We start from the raw sequence: 22,448 nt of genomic DNA, 5'->3' as shown, positions 1-22,448 counted from the left end.
AACCAAAAGTCCTTTTTTTTACACAAAAAAACGTAAATTTGCACCTTAACTTTTGGAAAGATTATGTTAGACAAGGTAAAAGAATTGATTGGAGAGGTAAATGCTTTTAATACCACTTCAAAAGAAGAAATAGAAACATTTAGAATTAAGTATTTAGGAAGCAAAGGAATTTTAAAAGATTTATTTGCTGAGTTTAAAAATGTACCTAACGACCAAAAGAAAGAATTTGGGCAAACCATTAATTTACTTAAAAATTCTGCTGAAGAAAAAGTAAACACTTTAAAAGAAGCTATAGAAAATGCTGTTGAAGAAAAAGGTGTTTATGGTGACTTAACACGTCCATCAGAGCCAATTAACCTAGGTTCTCGCCACCCAATTTCATTAGTAAAGAATCAAATTATCGAAGTATTTAACCGTATTGGTTTTACTGTTTCTGAAGGACCAGAAATTGAAGATGATTGGCACAACTTTACTGCTTTAAACTTACCAGAATATCATCCGGCACGTGATATGCAGGATACTTTCTTTATTGAAAAGAATCCTGATACGTTGTTAAGAACACATACCTCATCGGTACAAGTACGCTATATGGAAAACAACAAACCTCCAATTCGTACAATTTCTCCAGGGCGTGTGTTTAGAAATGAAGATATTTCTGCACGTGCACACTGTATATTCCATCAAGTAGAGGGGTTATACATTGATACTGATGTTTCTTTTGCTGACTTAAAACAGACCTTATTATACTTTACCAAAGAAATGTTTGGTAAATCTAAAATACGTTTACGTCCGTCATATTTCCCATTTACTGAGCCAAGTGCTGAAGTAGATATTTATTGGGGATTAGAAACTGAAACCGACTACAGAATTACCAAAGGAACTGGTTGGTTAGAGATTATGGGATGTGGTATGGTAGATCCTAATGTATTAAAGAACTGTAATATCGATCCAACTAAGTATAGTGGTTATGCCTTCGGAATGGGTATTGAGCGTATTGCAATGTTGTTATACCAAATTCCAGATATTCGTATGTTCTACGAAAATGACAAGCGTTTCTTAGAGCAGTTTAAATCTGTAATTTAATTTTAAGATAAATTCAAACAAAATAAAAGACGAAAGCACTAAACTTTCGTCTTTCCTTTTAAAGAAGTATTCAATGAAAAAAGATATAGAAATCCCTAAGATAACAGGTGTAGAAATAGCCATTGTTTTAGAAACAAATGAAATTGATAATAAAGAGGATTGGAATGTATACATTCTTAACAAGAAAGATGTCGATTTAGAAATGGTAGTTATTGTTTCTCAAGGATTCTCAGACACTAAAACCACTTCAGTTTTTCGAAGAAAAATAGATAAACTTCCCGCAAATAGTTATCAAAAGTTTGAATTAATGCAACCTGAGTTATTTGATTTAGACAATCGTTTTCAGGTAACTTTCTTTGAAAACAACAGACTACATGACAAAACCTTTATTTTTCAAGCCGAGACTATTCAAGAAGGCTTTTTAAGGGATATTGAGTTCTTAGGAAAAAGAGGAATCGTTTGTAAATAAACATAACATATATAAAAAACACAAAAGAACGATAGTTGTTAATTCACAGCTATCGTTCTTTTGTTTATACTCACTTTTAGTACTTTCGCTTAAAATATCACTTTATGTTTGCAAACATTCAAGACTTAGTTACTCAATTTTCTTCTTGGGTATGGGGAATTCCATTATTAATACTACTCATAGGAGGCGGTTTATACCTATTTGTGTATTCTGGGTTAATTCCTTTTAGATATATAGGTCATGCCATTGCTATTTTAAGAGGAAAATATGACAAAGCTGATTCTCCTGGAGATTTATCACATTATGAAGCTTTATCTTCTGCCATTGCAGCTACAGTGGGTATGGGAAATATAAGCGGAGTTGCTATTGCTATTGCAACTGGAGGCCCTGGTGCTATTTTTTGGATGTGGGTGAGTGCCTTTGTAGGTATGGCTACCAAGTTTTTTACTTGTAGCCTATCGGTAATGTATCGTGGAACTGATGAAAACGGAAATGTAAAAGGTGGACCAATGTATGTTATTACTGAAGGGTTAGGGAAAAAGTGGAAACCTTTAGCTTTATTTTTCTCTGCTGCGGGGTTAATAGGAACTTTACCTGCTTTTCAAGCAAATCAACTCACGCAAACACTGGTAGATGTTTTTCAAGTACAAGAAACCAATCATTTTACAGCTAAATTATTATTAGGTATCACCACTGCTATTATTGTGGCCATGGTGATTTTTGGTGGAATAAAACGAATTGGTAGTGTTGCAGGAAAACTAGTTCCTGTAATGGTTGTAGTATATCTTCTCACCGTTTTAACAATTTTGATGTTACGTTTAGAACAAGTTCCTGCAATTTTTTCTTTAATTTTTGAAGATGCTTTTTCGGGAAAATCTGTTTTGGGTGGTGCTTTAGGAGCATTGATAATTACGGGAGTAAAACGTGCTGCATTTTCTAATGAAGCTGGTTTGGGTACTGCACCTATGATGCATGGAACAGCTAAAACAAAAGAACCTATTCGTGAAGGATTGGTTGCTATGTTAGGCCCAGCTATTGACACCTTGTTAGTTTGTTCTTTGACCGCACTAGCTATTTTGGCTTCGGGAGTTTGGAAAGGTTTTGAAGGTAACGGAATTTCTATGACTTTAGCTGCGTTTGATGCTGTACTTCCTCATAATATCGGGAGTGTTGTTTTAACTATTTGCGTATTGATTTTTGCTTTTTCAACGTTATTTACTTACTCTTTTTACGGGTTGAGTTGTTTAAGCTTCTTGACCAACACTAAAATAGGAAAGAATTACAACTACATTTATATTTTTACAATTGCTGTCGCTTCTATTATAAAGCTAGACTTTGTAATTAACTTAATTGATAGCGCTTATGCCCTAATGGCAATTCCAACAGTAATTTCAACATTAATTTTAGCTCCTAAAGTAAAAAAAGAAGCCAAAAAGTATTTTCAGAAGTTAAAGACTAATTCTTTTTAATAAGTTTTAGCTCTTCTATAATTTTAGAAGATGCAGAATCTATTTTTTTAGACGTTTCTTTTATATATTCTTGATGCTTTGGTGAATCCTTTATCATATCTAATGTTGTTTTGGTTGAGTTAATATACCAATCTTTCCATGCTGAAATAATTGATAGTTGTGTTGATAATGAATCGCCTTTTTTTAATGCTATTTCACTTTGTTTCTTTTCTTCTTCAAGTCTTGATAAAGCTGCTTTTTCAATATTTTGGAGTATTGATTTTGCTGTAGTACTATCCGCATTTAATAAAGTATAAGCAGAAGCTAATGAAGCTATCCCAACATTTTTTAGCGTTTTTTGAGACACTTTATCTATTCGATCGTTATCGGTATGATAAAATTGGTCGGTAAAATGCCAGAATAAAACACTAGGAATGTTTCTCTTTAAAAAAGGTACATGATCGCTACCACCTTCAAACGGATTTGTATTCACTACCCAATTTGTTCTCTTTCCTTGCTCTTTGAATTTATCAATTAAAAAATCATTTAGATAGTGTGGAGTCATTTCTTCAAGTTTCATTTTTCTTCCTCCCCACTCAGTATGTTTATCATTACCTCTCGTCCAAATAGCACTAGGGTCAGGCATTTTTTCAATTAAAAAAGTACCGCCCGTTTTTTGGGTATCTTCTCCTACCATGTCTAGAGAAATTCCCCACTTAATATCCTTTACCCTTATACTATCTTCTTTTACATACCTGTTTGTAGAAATAATTTCATCTCCCCATAAAAAGGTTAAGGTTCTATTAGGTATAAATATGTTATTTTTGATAAGCTCAGCTGTAAGTGTAGCCATTTCTAAAGCAACACCTACACCTGTAGCATTGTCATTTGCACCAGGTTCTTGTATGTGAGCACTAAAAACTAATCGTTCTTTAGGATATTTATTTCCTTTAATATCTGCAACAATTGTTAACTCTTCTGATGGATAGATATTCGTTTCAATATGTACATTTAGAAAAACTTTTCCTTTTAACAATTCCTCTTTTAATTTTTCTTTAGCCTTGTAAGACATCGCAATTGCCCAAGATTTTACTTCTTCATTTAACGGGATAGTTCTAAATTGAATAGAAGTGGTGTTTTTTTGAGGTTGTAAATATTTTGGATTACTATAGGTTATTAATCCCAAAGCTCCTCCTTTTACAATAGCTTGGTTAAAAATTTTATGAGGACTTGTTTCAGCAAAAACAATCTTCCCTTTTACATCTAAATCCTTTAACTTTTTTAAGTCTTTAATATAAACGACCTCTGCATTAACCCCTTCTTTTGGTGTACTGTAAGAATTTAAAGCTATCATATTCCTATTTGTGCTATGTTGTAATAGAGGAACCTCTTCTCCAACTATTTTTACAGAAGCATCCACAGATTCCCAAGTAGGATTTTTTAAGGGTCTTTTTTCTATCCTGTAGGTTAAAATATCATTACTCGTAGCACTATCTTCTTTAACAAATCCTGACTTTTCTAATTCTTCTGCAATTTTATATACGCTTTTATTAAAGCCAGTATTACCAACAACACGCCAATATTTTTCTACAAAAGAAGTTGTTTCATAAGCCAAATCACCCGTAAATTCTTCATTTAAAACATCAAAATAATTAGAGGTGTTTAAAACTGGAACAACTTTTTCTTTCTTACAACTTATAAGTAATAGAATGGTAGATAATAGATAGATTTTTTTTAACATAACGGGATTTTGTGGCTTTAAAAGTACACTTTTTAAATATAGTTTTACTCTCTCCCTATCGGATAATCTTCATAAAAATCTTCAAAGGTTTTATCGGTGGTGTAATGGTCTTTTAATACTTTGTAAACCATTAACACTACTAATAATTGACCGATAACTGTAAGTATAAACACCCAGCTAAAGCCTATATCAGTATAGACCAAAGCAGTTAGCACCAATAAAAAAATAGTGACAAACAACACCCAAAACATCACCGGATTCTTCATAATCACACATTACCCTATAATTTACAAAAAATAAATAATAAAGCCCTTATTACTTTATAAAAAGTAACCTTAGGTTTTTGATATTACTATGGAGCATTTATTTAAGATAGAAGAAGTAGACTAATTCTCTAAAAAATCCTTAACGTTTTTTTAGCGCCTCTCCTTCAAAAAATAGGCCTTCAAAACCAGTTTTTATAAAATTTCTAATGTTTTGGTGATCTATTCCTTCAGGATTTTTTAAAACATCTTCAAAATAATACTGTCCAAAACAAGCCAAGGTTTCTTCTTTACTGAACCTCTGTTGTATAGCAAACGAAAACACTTTACATGAACCTTGATTTTTTTCAGCTTCATTGTATAAATCTCCATTTTTAAAGGCAGTGGGTGTAAAATTATATACGTTTTCAATCACTGACATAGTATCAGAAAACTCAACTTTTTCTGGTGTACTTTGTATCGTTTCTTTAAATCTTTCTAATGTCATTTTAAAAAGGTTTTACGCTACAAAACAAAAGATTAAAACTCATAAAAACTAACTCGTAGTAATTTTTTACAAACTAACATTTATAGTTAAATTTGCACAGCAAAAATTTCAAGAAATGTACAGAACGCATACTTGTGGTGAATTAAGAGCATCGCACATCAATACTGAAGTTACCCTTTCTGGTTGGGTACAAAAATCACGTGACAAAGGTTTTATGATTTGGGTAGATTTACGTGATCGTTACGGAATTACACAATTAATTTTCGACGAAGAACGTACTTCTAAAGAGTTAATGGATAAAGCAAAGACCTTAGGACGTGAGTTTGTAGTACAAGTAACTGGTAAAGTTATTGAGCGTCAATCTAAAAACGCCAATATTCCAACAGGTGATGTAGAAGTTTTAGTATCGAACTTGGAAATTTTAAACGAAGCTAAGTTACCACCTTTTACTATTGAGGATGAAACTGATGGTGGTGAAGATTTACGTATGAAGTATCGTTATTTAGATATCCGTCGTAACCCAGTAAAAAACAGCTTGGTTTTCCGTCATAAAGTATCAATGGAAGTTCGCAAATATTTATCTGACAAAGGATTTATTGATGTGGAAACTCCGTATTTAATCAAATCTACTCCAGAAGGAGCACGTGATTTCTTGGTGCCTTCACGTATGAATGCAGGACAATTTTACGCATTACCTCAATCTCCACAAACCTTTAAGCAGTTGTTAATGGTAGGTGGGATGGATAAATACTTCCAGATTGTAAAGTGTTTTAGAGATGAAGATTTACGTGCCGACCGTCAACCAGAATTTACACAGATAGACTGTGAAATGGCGTTTGTTGAGCAAGAAGATATTTTAGAGATTTTCGAAGGAATGACGCGTCATTTATTAAAAGAAATCAACGGAGTTGAAGTAGAAAAATTCCCAAGAATTACGTTTGATGAAGCAATGCGTAAGTATGGTAACGATAAACCAGACATTCGTTTCGGAATGGAGTTTGGTGAGTTAAATGAAGTTGCACAACATAAAGATTTCAAAGTATTTAATTCAGCAGAATTAGTGGTAGGTATTGCTGTACCAGGAGGAGCTTCATATACTCGTAAAGAAATTGATAAATTAATCGATTGGGTAAAGCGTCCGCAAGTAGGAGCTTTAGGAATGGTATATGTAAAGTGTAACGAAGACGGAAGCTTTAAATCTTCAGTAGATAAATTCTACGATCAAGAAGATTTAGCCAAATGGGCTGAAGCTACAGGAGCGAAGGCAGGAGATTTAATTTGTGTGCTTTCAGGAAATACTAACAAAGTTCGCGCACAATTAAGCGCTTTACGTATGGAAATGGCTGAGCGTTTAGGTTTACGTAAACCTGATGAGTTTGCTCCGTTATGGGTAATCGATTTCCCTTTATTAGAATTAGATGAAGAAACAGGTCACTACCACGCAATGCACCATCCTTTTACTTCTCCAAAACCAGGACAATTAGCGTTATTAGACACCAATCCAGGAGCTGTTAAGGCGAACGCTTATGATTTAGTGTTAAACGGAAACGAAATTGGTGGAGGTTCTATTAGAATTCACGATAAAGAAACACAAGCTATTATGTTTAAGCATTTAGGGTTTACCGAAGAAGAAGCGAAAGCTCAGTTCGGGTTCTTAATGGATGCTTTTGAATACGGAGCACCACCACACGGAGGTTTAGCTTTTGGTTTAGATAGATTGGTAGCTATTTTAGGAGGTCAAGAAACAATTAGAGATTTTATTGCCTTCCCAAAAAACAATTCAGGACGCGATGTAATGATCGATGCACCTGCAACTATAGACGATGAGCAACTACAAGAATTAAGCATCAAATTAGATGTAAAAGAATAAAAATAAAAACCCTGCAAAATTTGCAGGGTTTTTTTATTACCTTTAATCTACGTCTTGAAAAGGTAAAAACTTCACGAAAACAAACCAATAACATATTATGAAACAAGCTATTTCTAAAAAGCTTAATGAACTAGAATCAACTGCTATTTGTGGTAACGACATTAGCTCTTCTGTTTTATATGTATCAGCATTGGCTATCGCGTTTGCTGGTCAATACGCATGGATAACACTATTAATCGTATCAGTAGTATTATTTTTATTTCGGAAAATTTATGGTGAAGTAGTTGGTGCAATGCCTTTAAATGGTGGCGCATACAATGCTTTACTTAATACTACCAGTAAGTTAATGGCTTCTTTTGCTGCAACACTTACCATACTTTCTTATATGGCTACAGCTGTTATTTCTGCCAATGAAGCAATTCATTACCTGCATCACTTAATTCCTTCAATGCCTATTATTATATCAACTGTTGGCCTATTATTGTTTTTTGCTTTATTAACTATTGGAGGTATAACGGAATCAGCTAAAGTGGCTGTCGGAATTTTTTTATTTCACCTACTATCGTTAATCGTTCTTGCCCTTTTTATCCTTATTTATTTGTCTCAAAACGGAATTGACATTCTTTTTAGCAACTGGGGTCATCAATCAGAAAACAGTATTTGGTATGCTATATTTTTTGGTTTTGCAGCTTCAATGCTGGGAGTTTCTGGTTTTGAAAGTTCTGCAAACTTTGTTGAAGAACAACAGAAAGGGGTGTTTCCAAAAACGTTAAAAAACATGTGGGTAATTGTAAGTATCATTAACCCTCTAATGGCTGTTTTTGCCTTATCTCTTTTCGCAATCCCTGTTTTACAGAGTGCTGATTACCAAAATACTTTATTAGTTCAAATGGGAGAATATGTTGGAGGTGATTGGGTTGCTGCCGTTATAGCTATAGATGCTTTTTTAGTATTAAGTGGAGCCGTTTTAACGAGTTTTGTTGGTGTTACTGGTTTGCTGGAACGTATGACATTAGACCGAATTATGCCTCAATTCTTTTTAAAAAAGAATAAAAGAGGTAGCTCTTACCGAATTATTATTTTATTCTTTATCCTCGCTGTTTCTGTATTACTAATAACTAATGGAAATGTTGGCTTATTAGCTGGTGTATATACTATTTCTTTTTTATCGGTAATGGCGTTATTTGCGATAGGAAACATCTTATTAAAGATAAGGAGAAATCAGCTTCCTAGACCTGAAAAAGCAACCTGGGCTTCTGTTTTATTAGCTATAATTGCTGTGTTATGTGCTTTAGCTGGTAATATTTTAATGGAACCAAAAGATGATTTACCTAGCAATACTTCAGTCTTTTTAAATTACTTTATTCCAACCATAATTTTCATTATAATTATGTTAAACCGCACTGCTTTATTAAAATTAGTGCTCCAGATAATTTATGCTATTTTTAATCCTCTGAGACGACTCGTTTCAAGTATGGACAAAAAAATTACTAAAACCATTAACAAAATAAATGATCAAGAGTTCGTCTTTTTTACCAAAGGAGACAATATAGCTACTCTTAATAAAGTTATGCTCTACATTATTAAAAATGAGCACACTAAAAAGATAAAAATTGTATTAGCTCTTGATGAAGGAGACACAATTCCTGAAAACTTACCTAATGAGATTACTTTTTTAGATAGAGAGTACCCAAAGATTAAAGTAAACTTTCAAGTTGTTCAAGGAAAATTTAGTCCTGAACTTATTAAAGAACTTTCTGAAAAATGGAATATTCCTATTAATTTTATGTTTATAGGAGCTCCAAGTAACAAATTTCCTTATAAAGTTGAAGAGCTTGGTGGTGTCCGATTAATCGTTTAATAAAAATATTTCTTCTTATTTAATAAATCAAAAAGAGGGTAGTATCTTTAAGTATTCTTAACTAGCTTTTCAAAAATAAACTAAGAGTCTAGAAAACAATGCCTACATCTAAGGAAGCTTATAAAAAAGTATTAATTTGGAGATATAAACATATCTCAGAACGACAGTTTGTATATGTTTTAAGTGTTTTAGTTGGGTTTTTAGCAGGTATTGGTACCTTAATTCTTAAAAACCTTACTTTCTACTTTCACCGTATTTTAGAAGATGGCCTTATTAAAGACTATCATCATTCTTTATACTTTATCTTCCCTATTTTAGGGCTGTTTTTAGTGTATTACATTAAAAAATACCTCATCAAAAAAGATATTGGTCATGGTATTTCTACCACCCTACAATCCATTTCTAAAAAAAATGGAATTATAGAGCGTTATAAGATTTATGCTTCTTTAATTACAGCTCCCATAACTGTTGGTTTTGGAGGTTCGGTGGGGTTACAAGGTCCTGCTGTAAGTACCGGTGCCGCTTTAGGTTCTGGAGTAGCGCAGTTATTTCATATGAACATGAGAACTCGTATGCTATTAATTGGTTGTGCTACTGCTGGGGCTATGTCTTCAATGTTCAAAGCTCCTATTGCTGCTATTATTTTTGCAGTAGAAATTTTTAGTTTAGACCTTGCTTTTGCATCGTTAGTTCCGTTATTATTAGCATCCGTTTCTGCTGTAATTACTTCTTATTTCTTTTTAGGAAAGGATGTACTATTTAGTGTGCAACTTCAGGATGCTTTTGAAATTAACGACCTCATCTTTTACATTGCTTTGGCAATTTTTACAGGGTTTTCTTCTGTATATTTTTCTAAGATTTATTTTAGAATTATTAATTTTTTCAAAAAATACAATCCTTTTAAGCGATTAGTCTTTGGCGGAATTGCTATTGGTATAATGCTGTTTTTAATTCCTCCTTTATTTGGTGAAGGTTATGGAATTATTAACAACCTATTATCTGAAAATGCTAGCGAAGCCCTTAAAAGTATTCATTACAATATTGATTTTGAAAATGTTTGGATGGTTATTATTTTCCTGTTAATTATTGGTGTTTTTAAAGTAATTGCCATGACGACAACTTTTGCTGCTGGTGGAGTTGGGGGAATTTTTATCCCTACGCTTGTTATGGGAAGCGCTTTAGGAAATGTTACTGCTAAAATTATTAACCAATTTGGATTTGATGTCTCGGAAACTAACTTTACATTAATTGGAATGACAGGCTTAATGGCAGGGGTTTTACATGCTCCTTTAACAGCTATTTTCTTAATTGCTGAAATTACTGGAGGTTATGATTTATTTGTTCCGCTAATGCTTGTTTCTGCCGTTTCTTATGCTATTACTAAGTATTTTGTTTCTAATTCAATTTACACTATCGAACTAGCTAAACGTGGTGAACTTATTACACACAATAAGGACAAAAATGTAATGATGATGATGAAGATTAGTAAAATTATTGAAAAGAACTTTATTAAAATTCATCCTGATATGACTTTGGGGGAAATGCTAAAACAAGCTGTTTCTAAATCAAAAAGAAATATTTTTCCTGTGGTTGATAGTGAAAACAAGTTTAGAGGAATTGTTTTATTAGATGATATTCGTCCCATGATGTTTAATCAAGATCTTTACGAAACAACTACAGTAAGGGATATTATGAAAATTGCTCCCGCCATTATTTTTTATGATGACGATACTGAAAAAGTAATGCAAAAATTTAAAGAAAGTGGCGCATGGAACTTACCTGTAGTTAAAAATGGAATTTATGTTGGTTTTATATCCAAATCAAAACTGCTTTCTGTATATAGAAATAAGCTAATTGAGGTTACCGTTTAGTTAAATACTGTACCATTTTATCAGGAAAATCGGTAAAACCGCCGTCAACATTTGCTTCAAAAAGCAATACTTCCATCATTTCTTCAAAAGAAGTAAACTCATCTAATTGATCAGCTCTAAAAGTATATGGATGTACTTTTAATCCTAGTTTATGAGCTTCTTCAACCAATGTTGTAAACTTCCACTGAGTTCCTTCTTTCTTATCTAAAATTTGCTTGTACCAAGGTCCTAGCCCATCAGCATAGACTGCAAAATGCTTTAGTTTTTTAGTTTCCTCAGGGAACTCAATTAACTGCACTAAAAACAATTCCGATTGTAATTCAGTACGCACTCGCTCTAATTCTTTGGCATCAAAACACTGAAACATACATTTATCTTTCCTGGTTATATAACCATACTCTGAAAGAATGTTCAGCGTAATTTTGGCAATGTCTTTTCCATTTTGATGATGAAATTCAGGGTTTTTAATTTCTGGATAAATTCCAATATTTTTTCCTGTGGAAGCATTCAATCCTTGAATTAACTCTATTTCCGATTGTAAAGAATGTAATTTAAAGTTTCCTTTTCCCTTTGGGAATCGATTCGGATACACTTGTACTCCTGTTTTTGGATTGAATCGCTCAGTTACACTCAATTGTTGTAACTCATCAAATGTAAAATCAATTACATAAAAACGTTCGTCTTCTCGTTTTCTTTCTGGAAATTTTTCAGCCACATCAGTAACATCATCCAAATAAATATCATGAATCACTACAGGAACATTATCTTTACTTAATACTAGATCTTGTTCTATATAATCAGGATTCATAGCATACGCCATGGCTTTAGCTTCCATAGTGTGTTCTGGTAAATATCCTGAGGCACCTCTATGGGCAATTACTATTTTCTTTTGCATATTAGTTGTTTTAGTTTCTGTCTTGCATCCGAAGAAAAGAGATAAGAAAAACAGTACATAAATTTGTTTCATTATTTACAGATATACTTGAGCGGTTAGAACTAACATTGTAAAAACTGTTAAAATAATTACTAACGGAATTACAAACTTCAACCATCTATCATACCCTACTTTAACAATTGCTAATGATGCTAAAATTAAGCCTGTCGGATTGATAAAAGCAAATAACCCCATTCCATATTGATATGTGTTTACAATCACCTCTCTACCTACTCCAACGGTATCGGCTAAAGGTGACATGATAGGCATTGTTAGTACTGCCATACCTGATGAACTTGGAATAAAAAAGGATAAACCTGAGTAAATAAACAGCATTACATTAGTAAAAATTCCTTTAGACATCCCAGTAGTAAACTCACTTGCATGTTGTAAAATAGTATCGCTAATTAAACCTTGCTCCATTAATACAGAAACTCCACGAGCAATACCAATAATAAAAGCTACTCCTAATAAATCTCCTGCTCCTTTAATAAAGGTATTTACAAAGTTTTCTTCTTTCATTCTTGCTAAAAAACCTATTATAATAGCTCCTATTAAAAACACTACAGTCATTTCCTCAAACCACCAACCTAAACGAGAAACTCCATAAATCATGATTACAAAGCACATTGCAAAAATGGTTAGTATAATTCTTAACCTACCTGTTAAACTGTGCGTATTTGAAGTTGAGCTCCCAAAAAGATTTTCAATCATCTCTTTTTGATCGTAAATAATAGATTTTGTTGGGTCTTTTTGAACTTTGTTTGCGTAACGTAAAATATAAATGACACATATTACAATTCCTCCAATTAACATTAACAACCTTCCTGTAAATCCTGTTGTCCAGTTAATTCCTGCCGCATCTGAAGCTATAATAACACTAAACGGATTTACTGTTGAGCACATTGTACCTATAGATGATCCAATATACACACATGCTAAAGCTACAATGGCGTCATATTTTGCTGCTAAAAATATTGGAATTAATATCGGATAAAAGGCAATCGTTTCTTCTGCTAATCCAAAAGTTGTTCCTCCTACGGCTATTAAGGTTGTTACTACAAATATGAGCCAGTATTCTTTTCCTTTTAATGTTTTTGCTAACCAAGCTATTCCAGCATCAAAAGCGCCTGTGAAGTTCATTATTCCTATAATGCCTCCTAAAATCAAAACAAATAAAATTATATCAGAAGATTGAATAATTCCTTTTATAGGAGATTTAAAAAATTCTAAAAAACCTTGTGGTTTTGGATCTAATTGTGTGTATGTTCCTGGTACACTAATTGGTTTTCCTATATCTCCATTGGTAAACTTTTCTAATGGGATTTTAATACCTAAGTCTTCTAATGTTTCTTGACTTGCAAGCATTGTCTTTTTATCCTCTAAATGTATGTAAGTAAAAGAATTGCTGTTTTCTTGATACTGTAAGGTATCGAACTTGCCTGCAGGTATAAACCACGTTAAAATAGCAACTAATCCTGCTATTAATAATAAGATAGTATGTGGAGTTGGAAATTTAATATTCTTCAAGACAATGAATTATTATTTATCTCCATAAAAGTAAAAAAAACCAAGAGATCTGCATCTCTTGGTTTAATAATAATTAAAATAATTATTGGGAATATTGAAAAAAGACTTTGGTTTTCTAATTTAACATAGAAGCTCTAGCTCCTCCTGGCTGAAAGATTGCTCTCATTCTATTTCGTTGACCATCTGTGAACATATACATACAAGCATCGTCTGTATAATCCATATAGTTCATTGTCATATCTGCGGATTTACAATTAACTGTTGGATATGAAGGACAACCATAATTAGGCCCATCAGAAGCTGGTGTATCTTCTACAAAATCGTCTTGACGACATCTACCATCACCCCAAATATGACGTAAGTTTAAATAATGTCCTATTTCATGAGTTAAAGTTCTTCCTTCATTATAAGGTGCTGCAGAACCTCCTGGTAAACTAGAATATAATAAAACTACTCCATCGGTAGCTGAGTTTCCTCCTGGAAATTGAGCATATCCTAAAATTCCACCTCCAATATTACATACCCATACATTTAAATGAGTTTCTGGGGTAATTGGTGGGTAAGCTTGCTTTACTGCATCATTTGTTCCCCAAGAAGATGTAGAATCATCGTATCTAAAAGTGCCTGCTAACGTAAATGTTATTTCAGTATTAGTAGCATCATTAATAAAATCAGTAGCTCCTGATGGTAATTGATTTGTGTTTGGACTTGTAAAATCACTATTAATGACATTCATTTGTGATTGTACTTGTGAGTTTGTAACCGCACTAGCATTTGGAAGTACAATATGAAAGTATACAGGGATATCAATGCTTAAACCATCATCTATTGGTTCAACATCAACGTCTCCATCACCTCCTCCATTATTTCCTCCGTTTCCACCTCCTGGTGTTCCATCAGGTTTTTTACTGTTTAAAAACTTTCTTGTGGCGTATTCTATATTATACATTTTCTTATACAATCCTGGAGTTTCATTTACTTGTCGATTTAAAACCTTCATGGAATAACATTTACTAGATACAGTTCCTTTCGATGCGACCTCATCAGTTTTTACATAAAAGTCACTCATATCTACAGCTACTTCCTGTGATATTTCTTGTTTATCATTAGTTTCATCTTGACAGCTTGTTAACAAGCTTGCTATTACCGCAAGCCCTAGAAAAAGTTTTTTCATTTTTTAAGTTTTAAAGAGTTAGTTAAAATTTTCATTTTATATCTATCCAATTTACAAATAACAAAAACAAACAAAAACAGGAAAAACACCTGATAAACAATAACTTAACCTCCTTTTTAACATTAAAAACTTAGTTATTTTCTAAATAAAAAAGCCAAGAGATTTAAATCTCTTGGCTTTATAATAATTGTAATAATTATTGAGAACGTCTTAAAAAAGACTATTGGTTTTCTAGTTTAACATAGAGGCTCTAGCTCCTCCAGAAGCAAATAAAGCTCTCATTCTGTTACGTTGACCATCTGTAAACATATACATACAAGCATCGTTTGTATAGTCCATATAGTTCATTGTCATATCAGCAGATTTACAGCTAACATCTGGAAAAGTTGGACATCCGTAGTTTGAAGCATCAGAAGATGGAGTATCAGCTACGAAATCGTCTTGACGACATCTTCCGTCTCCCCAAATGTGACGTAAATTTAAGTAGTGACCAATTTCGTGAGTTGCAGTTCTACCCATGTTGTATGGAGCAGAAGAACCTCCTGGTAAACTTCCTGCTAATAATACTACACCATCTGTAGATAAAGAACCTCCTGGAAATTGAGCATATCCTAAGATACCTCCTCCTATTTCACACACCCAAATGTTTAAGTGAGTTGAAGGAGTAACTGGAGGGTAAGCAGCTTTTACAGCATCGTTAGTTCCCCAAGAAGACTTAGAGTCATTATGTCTAAAAGTACCTGCTAATGTAAATTGAATTCCTGTATCAGTAGCATCATTGATAAAGTCAGAAGCTCCTGAAGGAAGTTGATTTGTATTTGGATTACTAAAGTCATCATTTAACACATTCATTTGTGCTTGAATTTGACTATCAGAAACACTATTTGCATTTGGTAAAACAACGTGTACGTATACAGGAATATTAATAGTTCCTAAACCGTCTTCGATTGGTAATACATCTACATCTCCTCCACCAGTATCTCCTCCACCTGGTTTACCTTTCGCTGTTGTTAACTTTCTTGTAGCATACTCAATATTATACATTTTCTTGTATAATCCTGGGTTTTCTTTTACCTGTCTGTTTAAAACTCTCATTGAGTGACATTGCTCAGATCCTCCTTTGTGAGAAACTTCTTCAGTTTCTACGTAGAAGTCGCTCATGTCAATTGATTGTTGAGGGTCTAACGCTTCATCTTTAGCGTTTTCTTGACACCCTACTAAAACTGAGGCTGCTACAGCTAGTGTTAAAAAAATTCTTTTCATGTTGTGAATAATTAAAAAATTAGTTATTGAAAAACTGCCCTATAGGGCAACAAATTTGTTAAAAAACTCAAAAGAAAAGGCATCGTCAATTAAACTGTTAAATACCTACCACTTTGACAATTATTTGAAGGGTTTTTTAACGATGTGCAATATATAATTTTTTTTTAATGCTAAGAAAAAGTTAAAGAAAAGTTAATTTCTTAGGCTTTATCACTTGGGAGCCTTTAATTATTAACAATATCGAAATGTTAAATTTTAACAAAAACAATAAAAAAACGTCAATTTTAAACAAACTAAATCATTAATGTGATAATTTTAAAATCAAAAAACCATTTTTTTCACAACGCAAATAGGCTATTTTAAAATAATCTAAAAAACATATCTTTACCTTCTATTAAAAAATTAATTATGGAAAACTCATTTAATTCAAAAGTGCTTGTTGCACAAGTTTCAGAAGCTGACAGAATTGCTTTTTACAAAAAAACCTATACACATGTTGCTGGAGGTGTATTATTATTTGTTTTGTTTGAATATTTATTTTTACAAAGTGCTACTATTGTTGAATTTGCCTTATCTATGACGCAAGGCTATAAATGGTTATTACTACTAGGTGGTTTTATGTTAATTACCAACTACGCTGAAAGTACTGCTTTAAAAACCTCTGATAAAAACTTACAATACTTAGCATATTCAGGGTATATCTTTGCTGAAGCGTTTATTTTTATTCCGCTAATTTACATTGCGATAGCGTACACTAACAACTTTGATGTTATAAAACAAGCAGGAGTTGTTACACTATCGTTGTTTGTTGGAATTTCATCAATCGTTTTTATTACCAAAAAAGATTTTTCTTTTATAAGAGCTGGATTGTCAGTTGGATTCTTTATTGCAATAGGATTGATTATCGCTGGTGCTTTATTCGGATTTAATTTAGGGTTATGGTTTTCTGTTGGAATGTGTGTGTTAGCAGCTGGTTCTATTTTGTATCAAACTTCTAACTTAGTTCACAAATTTTCTACAGATGATTATATTCCTGCTGCACTAGGGTTATTTGCTTCTTTAATGCTATTATTCTGGTATGTATTACAAATATTTATGTCAAGAGATTAATAAGAAACTATTATATAAAAAAGCCTCCACTTGGAGGCTTTTTTATTTTTATCTAAATTAAGTTCTTTTTAACTTAACATCATCTGCGCTTTCTTAACAGCACTAACCAATACATCAACCTCCTCTTTAGTATTATAAAAAGAGAAAGAAGCGCGCACTGTACCTGGAATACAATAAAAGTCCATAATAGGTTGTGCACAATGGTGTCCTGTACGAACCGCTACTCCTAGTTTATCTAAAATTGCACCAACATCATATGGATGAATTCCTTCTAAATTAAAAGATATTACTGATGTTTTATCAGAAGTACCATAAATTTTCAATCCATCTATTTTTTCTAATTCTTGGGTTGCATACGATAACAATTCGTTTTCTTGCTTTTCTATGTTATCAAAACCAACTGAATTCATATAATCAATAGCAACTCCAAATGCTATTCCACCACAAATATTAGGTGTCCCAGCTTCAAATTTATGAGGCAATCCAGCGTAAGTAGTTTTTTCAAAAGTTACAGTTTCAATCATTTCTCCTCCTCCTTGGTATGGCGGTAATAGCTGTAACAATTCTTCTTTTCCATACAACATTCCAACACCTGTTGGTCCGCACATTTTATGAGCTGAAGCTACATAAAAATCAGCATCTAATGCTTGAACATCTGGTTTTATGTGAGGTACTGCTTGTGCTCCATCAATCAACACATAAGCACCAAATTTATGAGCAGCGTGGATAATTTCTTTTACAGGATTAATTGTTCCCAATGCATTCGACACGTGGTTACAAAAAACTAATTTTGTTTTTGGATTCAATAATTCATGATAAATATCCATTCGTAGCGAACCATCTTCATCCATCGGAATTACTTTTAAAACAGCTCCTGTTTTTTCGCATAACATTTGCCAAGGCACAATGTTAGAATGATGCTCTAAAGCAGATACAATTATCTCATCACCCACTTGTAAAATAGATGCAAAACCTGATGCTACAATATTAACCCCATGTGTTGTTCCTGAAGTTAAAATAATTTCATACGAATGCTTCGCGTTGAAATGTTTTTGAATCTTAATTCTGGCTTCCTCATACTTGTCAGTTGCTTCCTGACTTAATGTATGTACACCTCTATGAATATTTGCATTGTAATTAGAATAATAATCAACAATAGCATCAATTACTACCTGTGGTGTTTGTGAGGTTGCTCCGTTATCTAAATACACTAATTTTCTCCCATGTACTTCTCTATTTAAAATAGGAAAATCAGCTCGAATTTTATCTATACTAAACATGTAAAATATCAAATTTAGCACAAAGGTAGGGCTTGCGTTTCAAATACAAACATCAAACAATTAAATTCTTACATTTGCTAGAAACCTCTCACATGAAAAATTTTAAAAGAATCCTTTTTCTTATTTTAATTGCCCTTGCAATTACTATTTTTTACAACTATCCGAAGCTAAATATTCTTGCAGGATACTCCGCTAAAAACACTGCTTCTTCTGTATTTCTAGCAGGAAGAAGTTTAGAGTTTACCGATGCTAATGACAATAACTTTTCTCCTATAAATATTACTTCTGATGAAATTAATACGGAAGAAAAATCTGCTACAGGTTCAGTGTACGGATTGCTAAAAAGAAAGGCTGTATACAGAGAAGGCCTTGGTGCTGTTTTAGTTACAGATGATTTTGACATCACCAAACCTCAACTCACTCCAAAACGCTCTAAACCAGACAATATAACTCCTTTTCCTTACGGAAATGCAGATCATAAAGACACTATTTTCGCTAACATTGATTATACAAAACTAAATGAGACTATTGATACTATTTTTAATGATAGAAATCAAACACGTTCGGTAGTAGTGATATATAAAAATAAAATTATTGCTGAAAAATATGATACTGGTTTTACCAAAGAATCGAAGCAACTAGGTTGGTCTATGACCAAAAGTATTACGGGTACTTTGTTCGGAATTTTAAAATGTCAAGGAAAAGTTGATGTTCAAGAAAACAACTTGTTTTCTGAATGGGAAAACGACGACCGTAAAAACATTACAATCCATAATTTATTACAAATGAATTCTGGTTTAGAATGGAACGAAGATTACAATAGTATTTCTGATGCTACCAAGATGCTTTTTTTAGAAAAGGATATGACCAAAGTTCAAGTGAACAAACCTTTAGTAGGAAAACCCAATGAAACTTGGAATTATTCTTCGGGAACTTCTAATTTGTTATCGGGTATTTTACGAACAAAATTCGACACACACCAAGAGTATCTTGATTTTTGGTATAGTGCTTTGATTGATAAAATAGGCATGAACTCTATGATTGTAGAAACCGACATGAGCAATCACTTCGTAGGTTCTTCTTACGCTTGGGCAACTGCAAGAGATTGGGCTAAACTAGGCTTATTATACCTACATAATGGTGAATGGAACGGTGAACATTTGTTTGATAAAGATTGGGTAACTTATGCTACAACCCCTACTCCTACTTCAGATGGTTGGTATGGTGCTCAAATTTGGTTAAATGCTAGTGGTAGATATCCTGATGCACCAAAAAATATGTTTTCTTTTAATGGTTATAAAGGTCAAAATGTATTTATTTTGCCTAGTCAAGATTTGGTAGTTGTTCGTACAGGACTTACCAAAAATGCAGATGTAAATACCTTGTTAAAAGGAATTATAAATTCTATTAAAAATTAAACCATGAATCCTTTTTATTACGTGCTTTCCATAAACGGATTGCTTTTTTTATTCAGTGTTATTTTTCACTTTTTCCCACCTAAAAAAATTAATGCTATTTATGGGTATCGTACTAATAAAACCATGAAGAATGATACTATATGGCAATTTGCCAATGCTTTTTTTACCAAAGAGTTTATGAAGTATTCAGCAATTTCATTAGTTGCGGCTTTAGTATTGGCTTATATATCAAAAGAATTAACATGGCAACCTATGGCAATTATGTTATTGTCACTAGCTGTATCTGTTATTAAAACCGAACAAGAAATCAATAAGAATTTTGATAAGGACGGAAATAAGAAGTAAAAAATTCTTCAAGACGTTTTAACCAAAAGACCTTGATGTTTTTATAAAAACATCAAGGTCTTTTTTTAAACTCATACGTGTCTTTTTTATTGATCGTCTTAATTGATTATTTTTTATACTCTTCTTTAAGCAGTGTAATATCATCAATAATTTTCTGCATATTTTCTTTTTTAGTTCCATCATACGAACCTCTAATACGTCCCTCTTTGTCAATTAACACAAAATTTTCAGTATGAACCCAGTCATTCTCTCCCCCATCACCTTCATCCAACACAGCAAAATAGTGTTTTCGTGCTAAGTTGTAAATATGTTTCTTTTTTCCTGTAGTTACATTCCATTTTCCATCAATTACCCCTTTTTCATCAGCATACTTTCGTAATTGTGGTACGCTATCCATTACTGGAGTTACTGAGTGTGATAAAAACATGATATCATCATCATTTTTATAATGCTCTTGCAACTCACTCATGTTATACGCCATCGCAATACAAATAGTTTGACAACGCGTAAAAAAGAAATCAGCTATATAAATCTTTCCTTCATAGTCAGCATTCGTAATGGTATCTCCATTCTGGTTAATTAAGGTAAAATCTCCTACTCTATGATTCTTTGTCCTATTTCTTACAGAAGCATCCACAAGTTTAGGATTAATATCAGCAGGGTTATAAATAGGTAACTTTTTATCAACCTTTACTAAGTGATAAAAAACAGGCACACCAATAGCACAAAAAACTAAAATAAAAATTAAGGTGCTTTTTGACTTTTTAAAGAATTTAAAATCCACAGTACTAAAATTTTCTACAAAAATACGACTAAAAACAGCGTTTATAAACCACTATACTAAAAACTTTGTTAAAACAAATGCGCAACTGTTACACAAACTTTTAGAACTGTACTGAAAAACGTACATTTGTCAGATTTTAAATTTAGACGAACACCATTTATGGAAATTTTAATAAAAGCATCACAATTCATTTTAAGCTTATCGCTCTTAATCGTTTTACACGAATTAGGACACTTTATTCCAGCAAAATTATTTAAAACTCGTGTAGAAAAATTCTACCTGTTTTTCGATTATAAGTTTTCGCTGTTTAAAAAGAAAATTGGCGAAACGGTTTATGGTATAGGTTGGATTCCGTTAGGTGGTTATGTTAAAATTGCAGGAATGATTGATGAGAGTATGGATACCGAACAAATGCAAAAGCCTGCGCAACCATGGGAGTTTCGTTCTAAACCTGCATGGCAACGTTTAATTATTATGCTAGGTGGAGTTATTGTTAATTTTGTGTTAGGTATTTTAATTTACATCTGTTTAATGTGGGCTTATGGTGAGAAATACTTACCTAATGAAAGTTTAAAAGACGGTGTTTGGGTTCAAGATCAATTAGGAAAAGATTTAGGTTTAGAAACTGGAGATAAAATCTTAACAATTGATGGAGAAAAAGTTGAAAAATTCAGAGAGCTTCCTCTTGAGTTTATCAATGGTACTAATTACACTGTTGAAAGAAACGGAACTGTTCTTGAAAAAGAAATACCAACCGATTTTATTTCAAAATTAGTTGATAGAGGCAAGGATGCTGGAGCTTTTATAACTCCAAGATATCCATTTGTTATTGCTGGTGTACAAAAAGATTCATTAAATGCTGATAGCAATATTTTACCAAAAGATATTATAACTGCTGTGAATGGACAAAATATAACTTATTTTGATCAAGCTAAACCTATTTTACATAGCTTAAAAGGACAAGAAATTACATTAACCATTAAGAGAGGTAAAGAGAATTTAACTGTTCCTGCCAAGGTTTCAAATTATGGAAATTTAGGAGTTGCTCTTGGAGCTGTTTCTTTAGTAGATCTAGAAAAACTAGGTTACTATAACTTAGCGGAAAAAACATATACTTTTGGAGAAGCTATTCCTGCTGGTACAAATAAAGCTTGGACAACCTTAACCAACTATATTAAGCAAATGAAAAAGATTTTAAATCCTAGTACGGGTGCTTATAAAGGTTTAGGTGGATTTATCTCTATCGGAAGTATATTTCCTTCGGAATTTAGCTGGGAAACATTCTGGAACATTACAGCCTTCTTATCAATTATGTTAGGTTTTATGAATTTATTACCAATTCCTGCTTTAGATGGTGGACATGTTGTATTTACCTTGTGGGAAATGATTACAGGTAAAAAACCAGGTGATAAGTTCTTAGAATATGCTCAAATTACAGGATTTATCTTATTAATAGCATTATTACTATTCGCCAACGGAAACGATATATTTAGGTTATTTAAATAACCTATAAACAA

Annotated in this window: 19 protein-coding genes; 10 read left to right on the top strand and 9 right to left on the bottom strand. The window is 32.6% G+C overall.

Translation table 11 applies throughout. The features are described from left to right. Positions 1-63 precede the first annotated feature (63 nt). The 3 genes from pheS to C8N27_RS05520 all read left to right on the top strand — a co-directional run bounded on the left by pheS (position 64) and on the right by C8N27_RS05520 (position 3,021). Positions 64-1,083 (top strand): phenylalanine--tRNA ligase subunit alpha, encoded by a 1,020-nt coding sequence (gene pheS, locus C8N27_RS05530; RefSeq protein WP_121146585.1) that lies wholly within the window; start codon positions 64-66, stop codon positions 1,081-1,083. 73 nt (positions 1,084-1,156) lie between these two features. Beyond that, positions 1,157-1,552: a hypothetical protein gene (locus C8N27_RS05525; RefSeq protein ID WP_121146584.1), complete on the top strand. Its 396-nt coding sequence runs from the start codon at positions 1,157-1,159 to the stop codon at positions 1,550-1,552. 104 nt (positions 1,553-1,656) lie between these two features. Continuing rightward, positions 1,657-3,021 (top strand): alanine/glycine:cation symporter family protein, encoded by a 1,365-nt coding sequence (locus C8N27_RS05520; protein ID WP_121146583.1) that lies wholly within the window; start codon positions 1,657-1,659, stop codon positions 3,019-3,021. Here the strand turns inward: C8N27_RS05520 and C8N27_RS05515 are convergent. The 3 genes from C8N27_RS05515 to C8N27_RS05505 all read right to left on the bottom strand — a co-directional run bounded on the left by C8N27_RS05515 (position 3,008) and on the right by C8N27_RS05505 (position 5,491). Next, positions 3,008-4,741: a M28 family peptidase gene (locus tag C8N27_RS05515; protein ID WP_121146582.1), complete on the bottom strand. Its 1,734-nt coding sequence runs from the start codon at positions 4,739-4,741 to the stop codon at positions 3,008-3,010. The genes C8N27_RS05520 and C8N27_RS05515 overlap by 14 nt on opposite strands. 44 nt (positions 4,742-4,785) lie before the next feature. Continuing rightward, the gene (locus C8N27_RS05510) at positions 4,786-5,007 is read right to left on the bottom strand and encodes a hypothetical protein (protein ID WP_121146581.1); all 222 of its coding nucleotides are present in this window, start codon (positions 5,005-5,007) and stop codon (positions 4,786-4,788) included. Between the two features lie 139 nt (positions 5,008-5,146). Further along, positions 5,147-5,491 carry a HopJ type III effector protein gene (locus C8N27_RS05505; RefSeq protein ID WP_121146580.1) on the bottom strand — a complete coding sequence of 115 codons (345 nt, stop codon included), beginning with the start codon at positions 5,489-5,491 and terminating at the stop codon, positions 5,147-5,149. A 115-nt stretch (positions 5,492-5,606) separates the two neighbouring features. Here C8N27_RS05505 and aspS point away from each other — a divergent pair, with 115 nt between their 5' ends. The 3 genes from aspS (at position 5,607) to C8N27_RS05490 (ending at position 11,093) form a co-directional block, all read left to right on the top strand. Beyond that, the gene (gene aspS / locus C8N27_RS05500) at positions 5,607-7,361 is read left to right on the top strand and encodes an aspartate--tRNA ligase (protein WP_099215087.1); all 1,755 of its coding nucleotides are present in this window, start codon (positions 5,607-5,609) and stop codon (positions 7,359-7,361) included. Between the two features lie 97 nt (positions 7,362-7,458). Beyond that, entirely contained in the window at positions 7,459-9,222 is a 1,764-nt protein-coding gene (locus tag C8N27_RS05495) for an APC family permease (protein ID WP_121146579.1), read from the top strand. Between the two features lie 98 nt (positions 9,223-9,320). Then, a complete protein-coding gene (locus C8N27_RS05490; protein ID WP_121146578.1) occupies positions 9,321-11,093 on the top strand; it encodes a chloride channel protein in 1,773 nt (590 codons plus the stop codon). Here the strand turns inward: C8N27_RS05490 and glpQ are convergent. The 4 genes from glpQ to C8N27_RS05470 form a co-directional block, all read right to left on the bottom strand. Beyond that, positions 11,083-12,060 carry a glycerophosphodiester phosphodiesterase gene (gene glpQ / locus C8N27_RS05485; protein WP_121146577.1) on the bottom strand — a complete coding sequence of 326 codons (978 nt, stop codon included), beginning with the start codon at positions 12,058-12,060 and terminating at the stop codon, positions 11,083-11,085. The two genes, C8N27_RS05490 and glpQ, sit on opposite strands and share 11 nt — an antisense overlap. A 3-nt stretch (positions 12,061-12,063) precedes the next feature. Continuing rightward, positions 12,064-13,557 carry a YfcC family protein gene (locus tag C8N27_RS05480; RefSeq protein WP_121146576.1) on the bottom strand — a complete coding sequence of 498 codons (1,494 nt, stop codon included), beginning with the start codon at positions 13,555-13,557 and terminating at the stop codon, positions 12,064-12,066. Between the two features lie 115 nt (positions 13,558-13,672). Next, positions 13,673-14,731, bottom strand: a complete 1,059-nt coding sequence (locus C8N27_RS05475; protein ID WP_121146575.1) for a zinc metalloprotease — start codon at positions 14,729-14,731, stop codon at positions 13,673-13,675. Positions 14,732-14,962: 231 nt separating this feature from the next. Further along, a complete protein-coding gene (locus C8N27_RS05470; RefSeq protein ID WP_099215077.1) occupies positions 14,963-15,994 on the bottom strand; it encodes a zinc metalloprotease in 1,032 nt (343 codons plus the stop codon). Positions 15,995-16,402: 408 nt separating this feature from the next. Here C8N27_RS05470 and C8N27_RS05465 point away from each other — a divergent pair, with 408 nt between their 5' ends. Then, complete coding sequence (locus C8N27_RS05465; protein ID WP_099215076.1) at positions 16,403-17,104, top strand: Bax inhibitor-1/YccA family protein; 702 nt, start codon at positions 16,403-16,405, stop codon at positions 17,102-17,104. 68 nt (positions 17,105-17,172) lie between these two features. On the opposite strand, the gene C8N27_RS05460 is transcribed toward C8N27_RS05465, so the two are convergent. Beyond that, positions 17,173-18,384 (bottom strand): aminotransferase class V-fold PLP-dependent enzyme, encoded by a 1,212-nt coding sequence (locus C8N27_RS05460; RefSeq protein ID WP_121146574.1) that lies wholly within the window; start codon positions 18,382-18,384, stop codon positions 17,173-17,175. Positions 18,385-18,476: 92 nt separating this feature from the next. On the opposite strand from C8N27_RS05460, the gene C8N27_RS05455 reads away from it, so the two are divergent. Beyond that, positions 18,477-19,802: a serine hydrolase domain-containing protein gene (locus C8N27_RS05455; protein ID WP_121146573.1), complete on the top strand. Its 1,326-nt coding sequence runs from the start codon at positions 18,477-18,479 to the stop codon at positions 19,800-19,802. A 3-nt stretch (positions 19,803-19,805) separates the two neighbouring features. After that, positions 19,806-20,147: an SdpI family protein gene (locus C8N27_RS05450; RefSeq protein ID WP_121146572.1), complete on the top strand. Its 342-nt coding sequence runs from the start codon at positions 19,806-19,808 to the stop codon at positions 20,145-20,147. Positions 20,148-20,253: 106 nt separating this feature from the next. Here the strand turns inward: C8N27_RS05450 and C8N27_RS05445 are convergent, their stop codons facing one another. Continuing rightward, the gene (locus C8N27_RS05445) at positions 20,254-20,931 is read right to left on the bottom strand and encodes an SCO family protein (protein WP_121146571.1); all 678 of its coding nucleotides are present in this window, start codon (positions 20,929-20,931) and stop codon (positions 20,254-20,256) included. Between the two features lie 159 nt (positions 20,932-21,090). Here C8N27_RS05445 and rseP point away from each other — a divergent pair, with 159 nt between their 5' ends. Further along, positions 21,091-22,437: an RIP metalloprotease RseP gene (rseP, locus tag C8N27_RS05440; protein ID WP_121146570.1), complete on the top strand. Its 1,347-nt coding sequence runs from the start codon at positions 21,091-21,093 to the stop codon at positions 22,435-22,437. Positions 22,438-22,448 lie beyond the last annotated feature (11 nt).

The sequence above is a fragment of the Tenacibaculum discolor genome, assembly GCF_003664185.1.
GTDB lineage: Bacteria > Bacteroidota > Bacteroidia > Flavobacteriales > Flavobacteriaceae > Polaribacter > Polaribacter discolor.
Note: the sequence above shows the minus strand (reverse complement) of the source record. Positions and strands in the feature narration are given on the sequence as shown.

What these genes read in the sequence shown, in the direction of transcription:
- pheS (WP_121146585.1), top strand. Translation starts at nt 64, where the DNA reads ATGTTAGACAAGGTAAAAGAATTGATTGGAGAGGTAAATGCTTTTAAT.
- C8N27_RS05525 (WP_121146584.1), top strand. Translation starts at nt 1,157, where the DNA reads ATGAAAAAAGATATAGAAATCCCTAAGATAACAGGTGTAGAAATAGCC.
- C8N27_RS05520 (WP_121146583.1), top strand. Translation starts at nt 1,657, where the DNA reads ATGTTTGCAAACATTCAAGACTTAGTTACTCAATTTTCTTCTTGGGTA.
- C8N27_RS05515 (WP_121146582.1), bottom strand. Translation starts at nt 4,741, where the DNA reads ATGTTAAAAAAAATCTATCTATTATCTACCATTCTATTACTTATAAGT.
- C8N27_RS05510 (WP_121146581.1), bottom strand. Translation starts at nt 5,007, where the DNA reads ATGAAGAATCCGGTGATGTTTTGGGTGTTGTTTGTCACTATTTTTTTA.
- C8N27_RS05505 (WP_121146580.1), bottom strand. Translation starts at nt 5,491, where the DNA reads ATGACATTAGAAAGATTTAAAGAAACGATACAAAGTACACCAGAAAAA.
- aspS (WP_099215087.1), top strand. Translation starts at nt 5,607, where the DNA reads ATGTACAGAACGCATACTTGTGGTGAATTAAGAGCATCGCACATCAAT.
- C8N27_RS05495 (WP_121146579.1), top strand. Translation starts at nt 7,459, where the DNA reads ATGAAACAAGCTATTTCTAAAAAGCTTAATGAACTAGAATCAACTGCT.
- C8N27_RS05490 (WP_121146578.1), top strand. Translation starts at nt 9,321, where the DNA reads ATGCCTACATCTAAGGAAGCTTATAAAAAAGTATTAATTTGGAGATAT.
- glpQ (WP_121146577.1), bottom strand. Translation starts at nt 12,060, where the DNA reads ATGAAACAAATTTATGTACTGTTTTTCTTATCTCTTTTCTTCGGATGC.
- C8N27_RS05475 (WP_121146575.1), bottom strand. Translation starts at nt 14,731, where the DNA reads ATGAAAAAACTTTTTCTAGGGCTTGCGGTAATAGCAAGCTTGTTAACA.
- C8N27_RS05470 (WP_099215077.1), bottom strand. Translation starts at nt 15,994, where the DNA reads ATGAAAAGAATTTTTTTAACACTAGCTGTAGCAGCCTCAGTTTTAGTA.
- C8N27_RS05465 (WP_099215076.1), top strand. Translation starts at nt 16,403, where the DNA reads ATGGAAAACTCATTTAATTCAAAAGTGCTTGTTGCACAAGTTTCAGAA.
- C8N27_RS05460 (WP_121146574.1), bottom strand. Translation starts at nt 18,384, where the DNA reads ATGTTTAGTATAGATAAAATTCGAGCTGATTTTCCTATTTTAAATAGA.
- C8N27_RS05455 (WP_121146573.1), top strand. Translation starts at nt 18,477, where the DNA reads ATGAAAAATTTTAAAAGAATCCTTTTTCTTATTTTAATTGCCCTTGCA.
- C8N27_RS05450 (WP_121146572.1), top strand. Translation starts at nt 19,806, where the DNA reads ATGAATCCTTTTTATTACGTGCTTTCCATAAACGGATTGCTTTTTTTA.
- rseP (WP_121146570.1), top strand. Translation starts at nt 21,091, where the DNA reads ATGGAAATTTTAATAAAAGCATCACAATTCATTTTAAGCTTATCGCTC.